Raw genomic sequence first — 16,178 nt, forward strand, 5'->3', positions numbered from 1 at the left:
CACGGCGACGGAACGGCAAACAAAAGCCCTGCTATTCGCGTAGTAGCATTGGGAGCAGATGGGAAGCTGCAGTAAAACGCGCTGGCATTCGTCGCAGGAATCCGTACCATACGCGGCATACTTTTGCCTGCTGGCTTCTGTCGGCTGGTGCAAACCCGTCTTTTATAGACAATCAGATGGGGCATGAAAACGCGCAAATGGTGTACGAAGTTTATAGTACATGGATAGAAGAGATGAACGGCGACCAGGTTTCTATGTTGAATTCCCGGCTTGGGCTTTGCCCCCTATATGCCTCTTTTGGATTTAGAGAACAGATATAATGCAAGAAAATCAAGAAATTAGCAAAAAAGAAAAATACAACATCGACAAACTGCAGAAACGTCTGCGCCGGAATGTCGGTGAAGCGATCGCCGACTTCAACATGATTGAAGATGGCGACCGCATTATGGTCTGTCTTTCCGGCGGCAAAGATAGCTACACCATGCTGGAAATTCTGCGTAGCCTGCAGAAAAGCGCGCCGATCTCCTTCTCGCTGATTGCCGTTAACCTCGACCAGAAGCAACCAGGCTTCCCGGAGCACATTCTGCCAGAGTATCTGGAGCAGTTGGGCGTCGAATACAAAATTGTCGAAGAAAACACTTACGGCATCGTGAAAGAGAAGATCCCGGAAGGTAAAACCACCTGTTCCCTGTGCTCTCGTCTGCGCCGCGGCATCCTTTACCGCACCGCGACCGAACTGGGCGCGACTAAAATCGCCCTCGGCCACCATCGCGACGACATCCTGCAGACCCTGTTCCTCAACATGTTCTACGGCGGCAAAATGAAAGGTATGCCGCCGAAGCTGATGAGCGATGATGGCAAGCACATCGTTATCCGCCCGCTGGCCTACTGCCGCGAAAAAGATATTGAGCGTTTCTCGCAGGCCAAAGGCTTCCCGATCATTCCTTGTAACCTGTGTGGTTCCCAGCCGAACCTGCAACGCCAGGTGATCGCCGATATGCTGCGCGATTGGGATAAACGCTATCCTGGCCGGATCGAAACGATGTTCAGCGCGATGCAGAACGTGGTGCCGTCGCACCTGAGTGATGTCAATTTGTTTGATTTTAAAGCGATCACCCACGGCTCTGCGGTGGTTGACGGCGGCGATCTGGCATTTGACCGCGAAGAGATCCCACTGCAGCCTGCGGGCTGGCAGCCGGAAGAAGAAGAGACTCAGTTAGATGAACTGCGTCTGAACGTGGTTGAAGTGAAATAATACTAACGCGTCTCAGGCAATCGCCCGAGACGCTTTCTTGCCCGCCCTTACTTCAGCAGACGTACGCGGCAGGACTTGCCCTTGATCTTGCCATTTTGCAGTTGCTTATACGCTTTCTGCGCCACTCCCTGACGGATTGCGACATAGACATGCGCGGGATGCACGTTAATCTTACCGATATCCGCACCATCAAATCCCATATCGCCAGTTAACGCGCCCAGCACATCGCCCGGACGCATTTTCGCCTTCTTGCCGCCATCGATACACAAGGTCGCCATTTCCGCCTGCAGCGGCGCAATGTGGCTGCCCGTCGGCGCATTGACCCAGTTCAGCTTTATTTGCAGCATTTCCGCGAGAATATTGGCGCGCTGTGCCTCTTCCGGCGCACAGAAGCTAATCGCCAGCCCGCGCTCGCCTGCACGGGCGGTACGGCCAATGCGGTGAACGTGAACTTCCGGATCCCACGCCAGCTCAAAGTTAACCACCAGCTCCAGCGATTTGATATCCAGTCCACGCGCCGCGACATCGGTGGCCACCAGTACACGAGCACTGCCGTTGGCAAAACGCACCAACGTCTGGTCGCGGTCACGTTGTTCCAGATCGCCATGCAGCGACAGTGCGCTCTGCCCGGCGGCGTTTAGCGCATCGCAGACAGCCTGGCAATCGCGTTTGGTATTGCAAAACACCACGCAGGACGCTGGCTGATGCTGGCTGAGCAATTTCTGCAGCAGCGAGATTTTGCTATGCCGGGAGACATCGAAGAACTGCTGTTCGATGGCTGGCAACGCATCAACGCTATCAATTTCAATCGTTTGCGGGTCTTGCTGCACCCGGCCGCTAATCGCCGCAATCGCCTCCGGCCAGGTGGCGGAGAACAGCAAGGTCTGGCGCGAAGCTGGCGCAAAACGAATCACTTCATCGATGGCGTCGCTGAAGCCCATATCAAGCATACGATCAGCTTCATCCATCACCAGCGTTTGCAGGGCATCCAACGATACGGTGCCCTTCTGCAGATGATCGAGCAGGCGACCGGGCGTGGCGACGATAATATGCGGCGCGTGTTGTAAGGAATCACGCTGCGCGCCGAAAGGCTGACCGCCGCAGAGCGTTAAAATCTTAATGTTCGGCAGGAAGCGCGCCAGGCGGCGCAGCTCGCCGGCAACCTGATCCGCCAGTTCGCGGGTCGGGCACAGCACCAGTGATTGGGTCTGGAACAGACCGGCGTCAACGTGTTGCAGCAATCCCAGACCAAAGGCCGCCGTTTTACCGCTGCCGGTTTTCGCCTGTACACGTACATCCTGCCCCGCCAGGATCGCAGGCAATGCGGCGGCTTGCACCGGCGTCATCGCGTGGTATCCCAATTCGTTGAGGTTGTTCAGTTGAGCTTCGGGCAAAAGGTTCAGTGTTGAAAAAGCGGTCACAATGTTTTCTCGCATTAAAGGGCGGACAATCTGCAGGCGCGTATCCTCGCAGATCTCCGCTCTTGATGCGACAATTTAATCGGTTCATCGTCCGGCGGCGGGTCGGGAAGCGGATGCGGTCGGGGGCGTGGGTCGGGAACCGGCACCGGATCATTTGGCTCAGGCCCGATTGGGATTGACTGCAACAATAACGCGTCTCTACGCATATTTTATCCCCTCTATTTACAGGTCTATTATTTAAGCGTAGAAGTTGGCTGACAGAGAGCAAAAAAAAGCCGACTCAATGAAGTCGGCGTCGTACGAATCAATTGTGCTATGCAGTAATTCAAAAAAGGAAGTAAGACAATATGGAGCGCAACGCCCATCGCTTGACGTTGCATTCACCTGCGAGAGAGATATTGCCCTGAATGGGTAGATGGTTTATTGATTTCGCTCAACTATTGCCGGGGTTTGCGGCGCAAAATCGCCTGAAAAGGCGATTTCTTACAACCATTTACTACGATGTAACCACCAAGTAACACCGCCAATTATAACTACTAACATTACGCAAAAAATTGAAAACCCAAGATGCCAACTGTTTCCCGGGATCCCGCCCAGGTTGACGCCAAACAGACCGGTCAGGAAAGTGCTGGGCAGAAACACCATCGCCATCAGCGACATCGTATAAGTGCGTCGCGACAGCGACTCCTGCATGATCTGCGCGATTTCATCGCTCATGATCGCCGTGCGGGCGATACAGCTATCGATCTCATCCAGGCCGCGCCCCAGACGCTCGGCAATATCCTGCATCCGTCGCCGCTGATCGTCGCTCATCCACGGCAGGCGTTCACTGGAAAGCCGGGCATAGACGTCGCGCTGCGGAGCCATATAGCGGCGCATCACAATGAGCTGCTTACGCAACAGCGCCAGAAAACCGCGCGGCGGCACCTTCTGATCGAGCAAGTCGTCTTCAAGATCGATAATGCGGTCATGCAGTTGTTCAATAAATTCGCTGGCGTGATCGGTCAGCATATCGCAAATTTCCACCAGCCAACTGCCGCAGTCCGTCGGCCCATTGCCTTCCCGTAGGTCACCCAGCACATCATCCAGCGCCAGCACTTTCCGTTGACGGGTGGAGATGATCAGCCGCTCGTCCATATACAGGCGCATCGCCACCAGTTGGTCCGGGCGCTCATCAGTACTGCCGTTAATGCAGCGCAGGGTAATCAACGCGCCATCGCCGATGCGCGTCACTCGCGGACGGGTACTTTCCCCGGCCAGCGCATCACGGATGTTATTTGGCAGCAGCGGCGTCGCGGCCAGCCAGTCGGCGCTGTCGGTATGGGTATAATTGAGATGTAGCCAGCAGGGGTTGCTCTTATCAATGATGTCGTTATCGGTCAGCGGTTTCACCCCACCCTGACCGTCGAGCACCCACGCAAAGATGGCGTCCGGTACTTTCAGTTCCGAGCCCTTGATTACGTCCACTGAACCTCCCATTACAATGCCTTCAAAAAGCGATAATAATCCATAAGATACGCTATTCAACTGTGTTTCGCCTTACGGAATCAAGGCGATCACGTAACAAAAAATCAGTGGCTCCGTTTTTTGAGGTATCCGATGGTATTGCTAATACGATTAGATCCAAATTTCTATGTCTATCACAAACTACCCAGGCCGCCCAAAAGAGAGAACCCGCCGCTGGCGGGTTCTGGTTGATTCTGACGAGTCGTCGGCTAATCCATATTATTAGCCCGCGCCATACATGATGCTGGCGCCGCGGCGGATTAGCGGCACACGTTCATTTTTTCTCTTCCGCATACTGGCGGGCATTATCGTGTAAATTTGTGCACATGGTTATTACTCCATTGTTATAAGCAAATTAAGCGTAGAAGGTACCGCCAAATCTGCCACATTGCTTATTAAAATTTTTCCCAACCCAGTATCGACGCCCCCAGCAGTCCACCCTCGCGGCTAAATTGCCCGGCGACAATCAGCGGTTCGCTCGTCTTGAGCAAAGTTTTCGCCCGCAGCGCCGCATCAAGACGCGCCAGCAATGCCGTTTCGCTCGCCAGCCCGCCGCCAGCGACGATTTTATGCGGCCCGAGGGTATTCACCGCGTGGGCCAGCGGTTCGCTCACCAGTTCCAGCCAGATTTCAAGGGTTAACGCCGCCGTCTCTTCTCCCGCCTTCCCCTGGGCGACAATTTCCACGCTGGTCAGCGTCTGCCCACTGAGCAGTTGATGCAGTCGCTGCATCCCTATTGCCCCACCAAGCGTATCCAGACAGCCCTGCTGCCCGCAGCCGCAGGCCAGTCGCGGCAAATCAATCACCCGCTTACCGACAGTCAATTGGGTACGCGTAATCGGCCCGTGCCCCCACTCGGCGCCGATCCCCTGATTACCGTAGAGAATGTTGCCGTCGATGGCGATCCCGCCGCCGATACCGCTACCGAGGATCACTCCCAGCACGATCGGTAACCCTTTTGCCGCGCCGAAACGCGCCTCGGCTAAGGTAAAACAGTCAGCATCGTTGGCCATCACCACCGGACGCCCAAGCTCCGCCTGTAGCGACTGGGTGATATCGATACCGGCAAACGGTGGGATGTTGCTCGACAATATCCGATCATTAGCGACGTCCACCACGCCCGCGCAGGAGAGCGCCAGCGGGCTATGCCCGTCAATCGCATCGCCATATTGCGCAATAATCTGCTGCACAGCACAGACGAACGCCGACCATGAAGTCAGCGGCACCGCACGCTGGCGCGACATCACCAGCTGCCCCGGCGCCGGAGAAACCGCACTTTTAATAAAGGAGCCGCCAATATCCAGACACAGCACACGGTTACTCATAGGCGAGAATCCATTAAATCACGCAGGCCATCGCCCAACAGGTTGAAACCCAATACCGAGAAGACAATAGCCAGCCCCGGCCACAGTGAAATGCCAAGGCTGATGCCAAGGAAGTTACGTCCATCGCTCATCATGGTTCCCCACTCCGGCATCGGCGGCTGAACGCCCATGCCAAGGAACGAGAGCGACGCGGCAGCCAGAATGACCGAACCGCCGGTCAGCGTCGCCTGCACGGTAATCGGCCCCAGCGTATTACGCAGGATGTAGTGGATTATCTGCCGACGATAGCCAATCCCCAGCGCCCGCGCCGCTTCCATATACTCCATATTCTTGATGCCCAGCGTCAGGTTGCGGCTTAAGCGAGCGTAAACCGGCACCGAAAAGATGGCGATCGCCAGCAGCATATTCATCAACCCTGCGCCAAGTACGCTAACCAATAGGATCGCCAACACAATGCCGGGGAAGGCGAAAATCACATCCATCACCCACATAATCAGGTGATCAACGCTTTTGCCGCATAACGCGGCGATAATTCCCAGCGGCAGCCCCATCAATAACGACAGTGCCACGCTCACCACCACTTCAATCAGCGAAATCCGCGCGCCGTAAATCGTGCGGGAAAAAATATCGCGGCCATAGTCGTCGGTGCCCAACCAGTGGTCGGCTGACGGCGCCGAGAGAATATTCAGCAGATCCTGGGCGTAAGGATCATAATGGCTGATCCACGGCGCGAAGATGGCGCATAGCAGGATTAAAGCGACAATGACGCCGCCGAGGGTCAGCGAGGGATGTTCCATCCCCCAGCGCAGGCCGCTGATGACGCCGCTGCGCGATTTGGCGAGTGAGATTTCCGACATATCAGTCAAACCTTATTTTCGGGTTGATTCTGGCGATAACCATTTCGCCGACCAGATTCATCACCACCACGCTCGCCACCGTAATCATCGTCACGCCCTGGATCACCGGGTAATCGCGATAGCGCACCGAGTCCACCAGATAGCGGCCAATGCCCGGCCAGTTAAACACGGATTCGGTCACTACTGCGCCGCCAATCAGGCTGCCGAAGTTAAGGGCGATAATGGTGACGATGGGGATCAGCGCGTTGCGCAGCGCATGTTTAAAATAGACCTGGAATGGCGCCAGCCCCTTCGCGCGCGCGGTGCGAATATAGTCCTCGCCCAGCACGTCAACCATGCTGGAACGGGTCATCCGCGACATCACTGCCATCGGGAAAATCCCCAGGCAGACCGACGGCAGGAGGTAGCTTTTCCAGCCTTCCGCCCCCAGCAGCGGCAGCCAGCCCAGCTTCACTGAAAAGGTATCCATCGCGATCAGCGCCAGCCAGAAGTTGGCAATCGACGCCCCGGCAATCGCCACCAGCATCAGCACGTGGTCGGCAACGTGGTTACGGTAAATCGCCGCGCACATGCCCATCGGAATACCGAGGATCACCGCCATCATCCACGCCAGCAGCGCCAGCCCTAAGGTATAGGGTACGCGTTCGCTCATCTCGGCGGAGACCGGCTGTCCGGACTTCAGAGACGTGCCAAAATCGCCCTTCAGCATTCCACTAACGAAATGGCCATACTGCACCGCCAGCGGATCATCCAAACCAAGACGCGTGTGCATACGGCTGACATCATCCTGGGTGGCCTGCGGCCCGGCCATCAGACGGGCCGGGTCGCCGGGGAGCATTCTGATCGCCAGAAAGACGATCAGCGATGCGCCAAGCAGGATCAGCGGCAGAGAAAGCAGTTTTTTGATGACGTAAGCTTTCATAACAACTCCAGACTGACCCCAGCGTTACGGTTTTTGCGCTTCGGTAACGATAATTTCACCGCCCGGCTCCATCCGCACACCTTTGATAGCGGCGCGGGTGGCATACAGGTCATCCTGGAAGTAAAGCATCACGTGCGGCGCATCCTGCATAATGGCTTTTTGCGCGGCGACGTACTCGGCGATACGGGTATTGTCGTCCATGGTGGTGGCAGCTTTATCTAACAGCATATCCACCTGCGGATTGTGGTAGAAACCAAGGTTGGCCCCTGCTGGCGCGGCGCTCTGCGAGTAGTACAGCGGACGCAGCTGCAAATCAGAACCATTAAGGCCGGAGGACCAGGAGGCGAGCACCGAGTCGGTACGGTTGGCGAGCTTTTCCGCTGCCGGGGCAAACGCCGCTTTGCTCCAGACGCCGCTCTCCATTTGCTGGATATTGAGTTTCACGCCGACTTTGCCCCACATTGCCTGCAGGATTTGCGCCGTGCGCGCATCCGGTCCCTGCACGGCGATGTTCATGTCAAAGCCCTGCGGGTAACCGGCCTCTTTTAATAGCGCTTTCGCTTTATCGATATTCCACGGGTAGTCGTTGAGGGTTTTATCATAACCTTCGTTAACCGGCGCCAGCGGCGAGTTGGCGGCCGAGGCGAAGCCAAACATCACCGCCTTCAGCAGCGCCTCTTTGTCGGTTGCCAGGTTCAGCGCCTGACGCACGCGAACATCGTTAAGCGGTTTCTGCTCGACGTTCAACGCCACCCAGAATACCGACGCCCCCTGGCCCTGCTCCAGCTTGACCTGCGGGTTGCTTTTCAGTTGCAGACCAAACTGCGGCGGAACCGGGTTAATCACATCAACCTGGCCGGAAAGCAGCGCCATGTTCATCACCGACGGCTCCGCGCTCCAGGTCCACTTAATCTCATCCGGGCCATGATTCTCGCCCCAATATTTCGGGTTCTTCTTCTCCAGCACGTATTCGCCGGTTTTGTACTCCTGCAACATATACGGGCCGGTGCCATCGGCTTTGCGACCAATGGTGCCGGCTTTCGCCGCCGCCGGGCTCACCATTTTCGCCGAGCCGCCGGTCAGCAGGTTGAGGAAGGAGGGATAAACCTTTTTCAGCACGATTTCGACGTTGTCATCATCGATTTTCTTTACCGAGGCGATGACATTACGCATGCGGGAACTGGCGGCCAGTCCGCCTTTCGGATCGATATGTCGTTCGATATTGGCCACCACCGCATCAGCATTAAACGGCGTGCCGTCGTGGAACGTGACGTTTTTAAGCAGAGTAAAGGTCCAGACTTTGCCGTCATCGCTGACCTTCCAGGCGGTTGCCAGCGCGGGAGCGATTTTGAAATCCGGCGACAAATCCACCAGGCCTTCATACATCGGTTTCAATACAGTATCGGTAAAGGTCGCAGTTTGATCGCCCGGATCCATACTGCGCGGAGGTTCGTTTTGCATGACATTGAGCGTTGCCGCCTGCAGCGCCGTCGCCCCGCCCGCCGCCAGTAAGCCTGCCAGAACGGCAAGTCGATATTTATTCATAATTGCCTTCATCCGTTAACCCCTACCTGTCTGTTATGTCGCCAATTGTGGCTGTTATGTTGCTATTAGGTTTTCTTTTTACCCAAAACAGATTCCCATAAATGTGATATTAGCCATGATTAGCGCTTAATTAGGTAATAAATTTAACTTATATGTGATGATTTAGTTATTTTTGAAAATAAACTGGTTGCTAAAGCGCCAGCCCGCGATTATGTTCAAAAAAAAGCGTCATGGCTGAGTAACTATGCTGAATAAACTCCATCAACAATTGATTCATCTGGTGTGCAGCGAGGAAGGCGCCAGCCGCGCCGACCTCGCCCGCCTGACCGGTATGAGTAAAGCGGCTATTGGCGCGCTGGTTAAAGAGATGCTGGCCGACGGGTTGTTGCAGGAGAGCGACATCGCCGCCTCCGGCGGCCAGGGTCGTCCATCCGTCACCCTCTCGCTGGCGCCGGATGCGGCTTACGCCATCGGCATTTCGTTGATTGATAGCCAACTGATGCTGGTGCTGATGAACGCCAGCGGCGAAAAAATCGCCGCATGTCAGTTGATACCGCAAACCGAGATCCCCGCGCTCATCCAACAACTGGCAGAGGCGATCCACCGCCTGTTAAACGACGCGACTATCGATCGCCAGCGGCTGGTAGGTATTGGCTTTGCCCTGTCGGCGTTTGTTGATGCCGCCCAGTCGGTCTGTGTGCAGTCGGCGCTGCTGGGCTGGCATCAGGTGCCGTTGGCCGCGCTGTTAAGCCACGCCACCGGAGGGATCCCGGTATTCATTGAAAATGACACCCGCGCGTTAGCCACCTGGGAAAAGACTTTTGGTTATTTGCGCAAGCTGGACAGCGCGGTGGTGATTTCACACGGCAGCGGGATCGGCAGTGCAGCGGTTATCTATAACCGAATCTGGCGCGGCGCCCACGGCGGCGCCGGGGAGATTGCCCACTGCACCATCGCGCCGGCCGGTAAACCCTGCCGCTGCGGGAAACGCGGCTGTCTCGACACCATTGCGTCGCTCACGGCCATTTTCGAACAGGCGCGCATGGCCGGTATCGATACAGAACAATTGGATGAGCTGGAGGCGATGGCGCGTAAAGGTCACACCGCCGCCATCCAGATCCTGCACCAGGCTGGCGACGCCTTAGGTATGGCTATCTCGCATCAGATCCAGACCCACGATCCGGCGGCGATCATGCTTGCTCACCAGCCGGAGAGCTTTAACGGTTTACTGAATACCGTGATGCAGCAAGCGATTGAAACCAACCTGCTTCCGGGAATGGCGGGCAAAACACCGCTGATTTATCGCCCGCTGGCGCAGGACAGTTGGGCGCTTGCCGCGGCGAGCGTCGCTCTTACTCACGTTCTTTTCCCAGAATAATTTCGAGGTCTCTATGCGCATTGCCGTTGGCGGAATACATATTGAATGCAGCACGTTCAACCCTGTACTGACTCATGAAGCCGAGTTTCGCACGGTCAAAGGCGACGCTCTGCTGGACGCGCCCTACTTCCAGTTCTTGCGCGACTATCCGGCGACGTTTCTGCCGACGCTGCACACCCGCGCGATCCCCGGCGGCCCGGTAGCGCGTGAAACCTACGAACAGTTCAAAGCCGAATTCCTCAGCCGCCTGCAGGCGCAGTTGCCGATCGACGGCCTGTATCTGGCGATGCACGGCGCAATGTACGTTGAAGGCATGGAAGATGCCGAAGGCGACTGGATCACCGCCGCCCGCGCCTGCGTCGGCGACGACTGTCCGATTGCCGTCAGCTACGACCTGCATGGCAACGTCACCCAGCGCATCATTGACGCCATTGACATGTACTCAACCTACCGCACCGCGCCGCATATCGATATTGAAGAGACCATGCGCCGCTCGGTCACCATGCTGGTGAATAGCCTGCAGAGTGGCGTGCGTCCGGGCGTGGTATGGGCGCCGATCCCGGTCCTGTTGCCCGGCGAGCGCACCAGTACGGAAGATGAGCCGGCGAAAAGCCTGTACGCCTTGCTGCCGCATAGCGACCGGCTTGACGGCGTGCTCGATAGTTCATTGATGGTCGGCTACGTATGGGCCGATGAACCGCGCGCTACCGCCGCGGCCATTTTTACCGGTACCGATCACGCGGTGCTGGAGCAACAGGCTGCAAAGCTGGCGCAGGCTTACTGGGACGCGCGCGAAGATTTCGTCTTCGGCTGCCAGACCGGCAGCGTCGCCGACTGCGTGGCCCAGGCCATCGCCAGCCCCACAGGCCCGGTGATCCTTGCGGATTCTGGTGATAACCCTACCGGCGGCGGCGTCGGCGATCGCGGCGACGTCTTAGCGGAGCTACTGCGCCAGCGAGCGCAAAATACGCTGGTGGCTGGCATCACCGATGCGCCGGCTACGCATTCCGCGTTTGAAGTCGGCATTGGCGCCGAATTGCCGCTGACGCTGGGCGCGAGCCTCGATCCGGCGGGTGCCAGCGTTAGCGCGCGCTTTACCGTCACGGGCCTGCTGGCGGCCGGTCCGCAGCGTCCGGCGAACCAGGCGGTTCTGCAGACTGGCGGTATTACCGTGGTCGTGGCCGACCGTCGTCGCCCGTATCATGATATTGCCGACTTTAGCGCTCTGGGGCTCGACCCGCGGCAGGTGAAAATTTTGCTGGTTAAATCCGGGTATTTGTCGCCGGAGTTGGCGCCGCTGGCCAACCCCAACCTGATGGCGCTATCGGAAGGCGTCGTCGACCAGGATATCGAACGCGTGCCGCGCCTGCGAATGTTGACCCCGACCTGGCCGTTCCATCGCGACCTCGAATTCACGCCGCAGGTGCTGATGTCCGCCCGCGCGCCGTTTGCCCGGGAGTGCTGAGTGATGAGCCGCGAAACACCTGCCCCGGTGCTAACCGTCGACAATTTAAGCGTCGCCTTCCGCCACGGCGATAGTTGGCAGAAAGTGGTGCGTAATATCAGTTTTCGTCTTAATCCGGGCGAGACGCTGGCAATTGTCGGCGAATCAGGCTCGGGCAAGAGCGTAACGGCGATGGCGATTATGCGGCTGCTTTCCGCGCGCCATAGCCGGACCGAAGGTCAGGTGCTGCTCGGCGGCAAATCCCTGCTCGAACTCCCTGAAGAGGAGATGCGTCGCGTGCGCGGCGCCGAGGTGGCGATGATTTTCCAGGAGCCGATGACCAGCCTCAACCCGGCCTTTACCATCGGCAACCAGATCGCCGAAGTGTTTATTCGCCATCAGGGTTTATCGGCACGCCAGGCGAAGCAGGAAGCCATCGCCCTGCTGGAAAAGGTTCGCATTCCACACGCCGCGCAGCGTTTCGATGAATACCCGCATCAGTTTTCCGGCGGAATGCGTCAGCGCGCGATGATCGCCATGGCGCTGGCTCTCAAGCCGAAACTGCTGATTGCCGATGAACCCACCACCGCGCTGGACGTCACTATCCAGGGGCAAATCCTCGATTTGATTAAAACCCTGCAGGCGGAAAACAATACCGCGGTGCTGTTTATCACCCACGATATGGGCGTGGTCGCGGAAACCGCCGACGATACGCTGGTGATGTTTCGCGGCGATGCCATTGAGTGCGAGCGCACGGCGACGCTGTTCACCGCCCCGCAGCAACCTTATACCCGCGCGCTGCTGGCCTCCGTGCCAGCAGCAGGCGAAATGGATGTAACCTCCACCCCCTGTAAGTTCCCGTCGGTGAACCTGCAAACAGGGGAGACTCTGCGCTATCCGCCGGAACCGGATCTCAGCCTGACCAGCAACGAACCGGTGCTGTCGGTCAAAAACCTGATCACCCGCTTTCCGGTAAAAAAAGGCTTTTTTAACCAGTTAGCCGGACATATTCACGCTGTAGAAAACGTCAGTTTTGATTTATGGCCCGGTGAAACCCTATCACTGGTAGGCGAATCAGGCTGTGGTAAATCTACCACCGGACGCAGCCTTATCCGCATGATTCAGGCGCAATCCGGCGATGTGCGACTTAATGGCTATGACGTCCTGCAGGCCGATCGCCACCAGCAAAAGCAACTGCGGCAGGATATCCAGATGATTTTTCAGGATCCGTTCGCCAGCCTCAATCCGCGGCTAAAAATCCAGGAGACATTGATTGAACCGTTGCTGGAGAACGGCCTCGCCACCCGCCAGCAGGCGCTGGCGCGTTCCCATGAATTGATTGAAAAAGTGGGCCTCAGCGTCGCGGTGCTTAATCGCTATCCGCATGAATTTTCCGGCGGTCAGCGCCAGCGTATCTGTATCGCCCGCGCGCTGGCGATGAATCCAAAGGTGATTATTGCCGACGAATCGGTGTCGGCGCTGGATGTGTCGGTGAAGGCGCAGGTGGTCAACCTGATTATCGAGTTACAGCGGACAATGAAAATCGCCTTCCTGTTCATCTCGCACGATATGGCGGTTATTGAACGCATCAGCCATCGGGTGGCGGTGATGTATCTCGGCGAAATCGTTGAGATTGGCCCGCGCCAGGCGATTTTCGCCAATCCGCAGCACCCGTATACGCAAAAACTGATCGCGGCGATTCCGAAAACCGATCCGTCTCGCCGCCATCTACTGCGTGAGGCCAACAACGATGAACTGCCCTCGCCGTTTCGCGATAAAAACTGGCAGCCGCCGACCCGCCGTTATGAACAGGTCGGCAATCAGCACTGGGTTATGCGCTGAGACAGATCGTTAACCCGGCCAGCGCGACTGGCGGATGACGCGGCAGAAATTGAGCGGTTTGGCTACAGTGCTCTTAGGTCAGGCCGATATCATGGAACCCGGCATCGCGCTACACGCTGACGCCATACTGACTTCCCTGCCGCCATCCAGTCGCTATCAAAGTGACCCCCTCAGCGACTATCGCATCTTTTGCAGCATTCTGCCGTTCACATTCGCCTTATATGCTGTATTATGCAACCTATTGCAGCATTTTGCGGAATTACTTCTTATGCACAAAACCGCCAGACAAAAATTCCTGCTCGAACTCCTGAGCGAAAACGGCCAGGTCAGCATCAGCGATCTGGTTGAACGGTTGCGGGTTTCCGCTGATACCGTCCGCCGCGATCTGGGCGATCTGGAAAAACGCGGGCTATTGCAGAAGAACCACGGCGGCGCGATCGCCCTCGACCTCTCAGCAATGAATCGTCAGGGACGCAACGCGCTGCTGCCGGAGACCAAACAACGTCTCGGTAGGCTGGTCGCCAGCCATATTCCGCCTGGATCAACATTATTTTTAGATGCCGGAAGCACGGTACTGGCCGTTGCCTCCTGCCTTAAAGGCCCGTTGACGGTGATCACCGCCTCCATGGATATCGCCCGGTTATTCGGCGAACGCGCCGACATCCAGCTCATCCTGCTGGGAGGAAAGTGGGATATGCAGCAGCGGCTGTTTGCCGGTAGCGCAACGCTGGCGCTGCTGGCGCGCTACCGCGCCGATATCGCTATCCTCGGCGCCTGCGCGATCCATGCGCAGCAAGGGCTCAGCGCCAGCCAGGAAGCGGATGCGGAAGTCAAACGCGCCATGCTGGCGGCCAGCGTCGAACACTGGCTGGTGGCCGACCATCTGAAACTCAATCACTGCGAGCCTTATCTGGTCGCCGAACTGAAATACATCGATCGTCTGTTCCTCGACAAGCCGTGGCACGAGCTTGGCGAAGAGAGTGCAATACAGGTCAGCATCGCTGACGCTGAATAACGTGGAGGAAGTCATGCATAAAGTTATCGCAGGCGAAGGTAAGAACATTAACATCGCGCTGATCGGCTATGGGTTTGTCGGCAAAACGTTTCACGCGCCGCTGATCAACTCGGTTGCAGGGTTAAAGCTTGCCGTCGTCGCCTCCCGCGATGAAGCCAGGGTCAAACAGGATCTGACCGATGTCACGGTCATCACCTCCCCGGAAGAAGCCATTCAGCACCCGGACATTGATCTGGTGGTGATCGCTTCCCCTAACGCCACCCACGCTCCGCTGGCTCGTCTGGCGCTCAACGCTGGCAAGCATGTGGTGGTGGATAAACCCTTTACCCTTGATATGCAGGAAGCGCGCGAGCTCATCGCACTGGCTGAAGAAAAACAGTTGCTGCTTTCCGTGTTCCATAACCGCCGTTGGGATAGCGACTACCTCGGGATCAAACAGATCATCGAACAGGGGGTGATCGGCAAGGTTAAGCATTTTGAGTCGCATATCGACCGCTTCCGCCCGGAAGTGCGCGTGCGCTGGCGTGAGCAGAACGTACCGGGAAGCGGCCTGTGGTTTGATATTGGTCCCCACCTGATCGACCAGACTCTGCAACTGTTCGGTCTGCCGCAGTCGGTACAGGGCAACATCGCGACCCTGCGTCAGGGTGCCGAAATTAATGACTGGGCGCACGTGGTACTGAACTACCCGGAACATAAGGTGATTCTGCACAGCAGCATGCTGGTGGCCGGCGGCGTCTCGCGCTTTACGGTACATGGCGATAGCGGCAGCGTCGTGAAATTGAAAGCGGATCAGCAGGAAAGCCAACTGCTGGCAGGTGTCGTTCCGGGCAGCGAAAGCTGGGGCCAGGATGACGACAACATGACGTGGTTTGACGCCAGCTTGCAGGCGCAAACGCTCGCCACGCCGCAAGGCGATCAGCGCCAGTACTATATGCAGGTGCGCGATGCCCTGGTCGGCAAAATCGCCAACCCGGTGCCGCCGCTACAGGCACTGGCAGTCATGGCGGTACTGGAAGCCGCGGTTGCCTCGTCAGAAAACGGCAGCGTGCAGACGCTGGCGTTAACCGCCGACGAGCTGGCCGGGCTTAAGTAAGTTTGCTCCACGACTTGCGGCTGCGCCTCAACGCAGCCGCTACTCCTCCCTTTCCTGACGAGCACAGGTGGCCATTTCGGTCGCCTATTGCTTACTGGAAATTTCCCACAATTGGGCGCAGGATATAATCGAATGCCTGATTATTGTGGTAACGCCCCACTAGCTTTGCGGACGCCGCCCGACACACTGGACAGGAGATTGTCATGTATTACACGTTAGGAGAAAAAACCCTCCACTTTTATCGCTATCAGTGCCGCTACTACGTCGCCCACTGGGATGGCGGCCACGTCATGACCGAGCAGTTCAAGCCGTTTATCGCCGGGATCAGCGAAAAGACCGGCCTCGAAGCGAAGCGTGTTGAAGCGGTCGCTCGCGATTACTTCACTAACGTGGATTAATATCTGACCGCTTCTCTTTGCCGCTACCGCTGGCGGCGGCAAAGCTTTCCCCACTCCCCTGACTAAATCTCTGCATCCAACCGCCATCAATAAGGATAATTGAGCCTCCTCGCGGTTCGCTTTCTGACCTGTGGCAGGCTATATCTTATTCATCTTTATCGTGGGAGGAACAAG

The 16,178-nt window shown here is 57.1% G+C and carries 14 protein-coding genes and 1 pseudogene; 8 read left to right on the plus strand and 7 right to left on the minus strand.

Annotated features, from left to right (window positions below; translation table 11 throughout):
* Positions 1–11 precede the first annotated feature (11 nt).
* A pseudogene (locus PYR66_13070) lies at positions 12–320 on the plus strand (tyrosine-type recombinase/integrase).
* The gene (ttcA, locus tag PYR66_13075; protein WEF26272.1) at positions 320–1,255 is read left to right on the plus strand and encodes a tRNA 2-thiocytidine(32) synthetase TtcA; all 936 of its coding nucleotides are present in this window, start codon (positions 320–322) and stop codon (positions 1,253–1,255) included. Before PYR66_13070 ends, ttcA begins: the two are co-directional and overlap by 1 nt.
* A gap of 47 nt (positions 1,256–1,302) precedes the next feature.
* Here the strand turns inward: ttcA and dbpA are convergent, their stop codons facing one another.
* The 7 genes from dbpA to PYR66_13110 all read right to left on the minus strand — a co-directional run bounded on the left by dbpA (position 1,303) and on the right by PYR66_13110 (position 8,843).
* Entirely contained in the window at positions 1,303–2,676 is a 1,374-nt protein-coding gene (gene dbpA, locus PYR66_13080; protein ID WEF26273.1) for an ATP-dependent RNA helicase DbpA, read from the minus strand.
* A gap of 14 nt (positions 2,677–2,690) precedes the next feature.
* Complete coding sequence (locus tag PYR66_13085; protein ID WEF26274.1) at positions 2,691–2,882, minus strand: hypothetical protein; 192 nt, start codon at positions 2,880–2,882, stop codon at positions 2,691–2,693.
* A 277-nt stretch (positions 2,883–3,159) separates the two neighbouring features.
* Positions 3,160–4,143 carry a zinc transporter ZntB gene (gene zntB, locus PYR66_13090; protein WEF26275.1) on the minus strand — a complete coding sequence of 328 codons (984 nt, stop codon included), beginning with the start codon at positions 4,141–4,143 and terminating at the stop codon, positions 3,160–3,162.
* 434 nt (positions 4,144–4,577) lie between these two features.
* On the minus strand, positions 4,578–5,507 hold the full coding sequence (locus PYR66_13095) for an ROK family protein (protein ID WEF26276.1): 930 nt from the start codon (positions 5,505–5,507) through the stop codon (positions 4,578–4,580).
* Positions 5,504–6,364, minus strand: a complete 861-nt coding sequence (locus tag PYR66_13100) for an ABC transporter permease (GenBank protein ID WEF26277.1) — start codon at positions 6,362–6,364, stop codon at positions 5,504–5,506. Before PYR66_13100 ends, PYR66_13095 begins: the two co-directional genes overlap by 4 nt.
* 1 nt (position 6,365) lies before the next feature.
* Entirely contained in the window at positions 6,366–7,286 is a 921-nt protein-coding gene (locus tag PYR66_13105; GenBank protein WEF26278.1) for an ABC transporter permease, read from the minus strand.
* Positions 7,287–7,310: 24 nt separating this feature from the next.
* Positions 7,311–8,843 (minus strand): ABC transporter substrate-binding protein, encoded by a 1,533-nt coding sequence (locus PYR66_13110; GenBank protein WEF26279.1) that lies wholly within the window; start codon positions 8,841–8,843, stop codon positions 7,311–7,313.
* 232 nt (positions 8,844–9,075) lie between these two features.
* On the opposite strand from PYR66_13110, the gene PYR66_13115 reads away from it, so the two are divergent.
* The 6 genes from PYR66_13115 (at position 9,076) to PYR66_13140 (ending at position 16,004) form a co-directional block, all read left to right on the plus strand.
* Positions 9,076–10,209 (plus strand): ROK family transcriptional regulator, encoded by a 1,134-nt coding sequence (locus tag PYR66_13115; GenBank protein ID WEF26280.1) that lies wholly within the window; start codon positions 9,076–9,078, stop codon positions 10,207–10,209.
* A 13-nt stretch (positions 10,210–10,222) separates the two neighbouring features.
* Complete coding sequence (locus PYR66_13120) at positions 10,223–11,674, plus strand: M81 family metallopeptidase (GenBank protein ID WEF26281.1); 1,452 nt, start codon at positions 10,223–10,225, stop codon at positions 11,672–11,674.
* A 3-nt stretch (positions 11,675–11,677) separates the two neighbouring features.
* Positions 11,678–13,495 carry an ABC transporter ATP-binding protein gene (locus tag PYR66_13125; GenBank protein ID WEF26282.1) on the plus strand — a complete coding sequence of 606 codons (1,818 nt, stop codon included), beginning with the start codon at positions 11,678–11,680 and terminating at the stop codon, positions 13,493–13,495.
* A gap of 268 nt (positions 13,496–13,763) precedes the next feature.
* Positions 13,764–14,510 (plus strand): DeoR/GlpR family DNA-binding transcription regulator, encoded by a 747-nt coding sequence (locus tag PYR66_13130; protein ID WEF26283.1) that lies wholly within the window; start codon positions 13,764–13,766, stop codon positions 14,508–14,510.
* Positions 14,511–14,523: 13 nt separating this feature from the next.
* The gene (locus PYR66_13135; GenBank protein WEF26284.1) at positions 14,524–15,606 is read left to right on the plus strand and encodes an oxidoreductase; all 1,083 of its coding nucleotides are present in this window, start codon (positions 14,524–14,526) and stop codon (positions 15,604–15,606) included.
* A 203-nt stretch (positions 15,607–15,809) separates the two neighbouring features.
* Positions 15,810–16,004, plus strand: coding sequence for a hypothetical protein (locus PYR66_13140; protein ID WEF26285.1), 195 nt, complete (start codon positions 15,810–15,812; stop codon positions 16,002–16,004).
* Positions 16,005–16,178 lie beyond the last annotated feature (174 nt).

Origin of the sequence: Klebsiella aerogenes (assembly GCA_029027985.1) — a bacterium.
Taxonomy (GTDB): domain Bacteria; phylum Pseudomonadota; class Gammaproteobacteria; order Enterobacterales; family Enterobacteriaceae; genus Klebsiella; species Klebsiella aerogenes_A.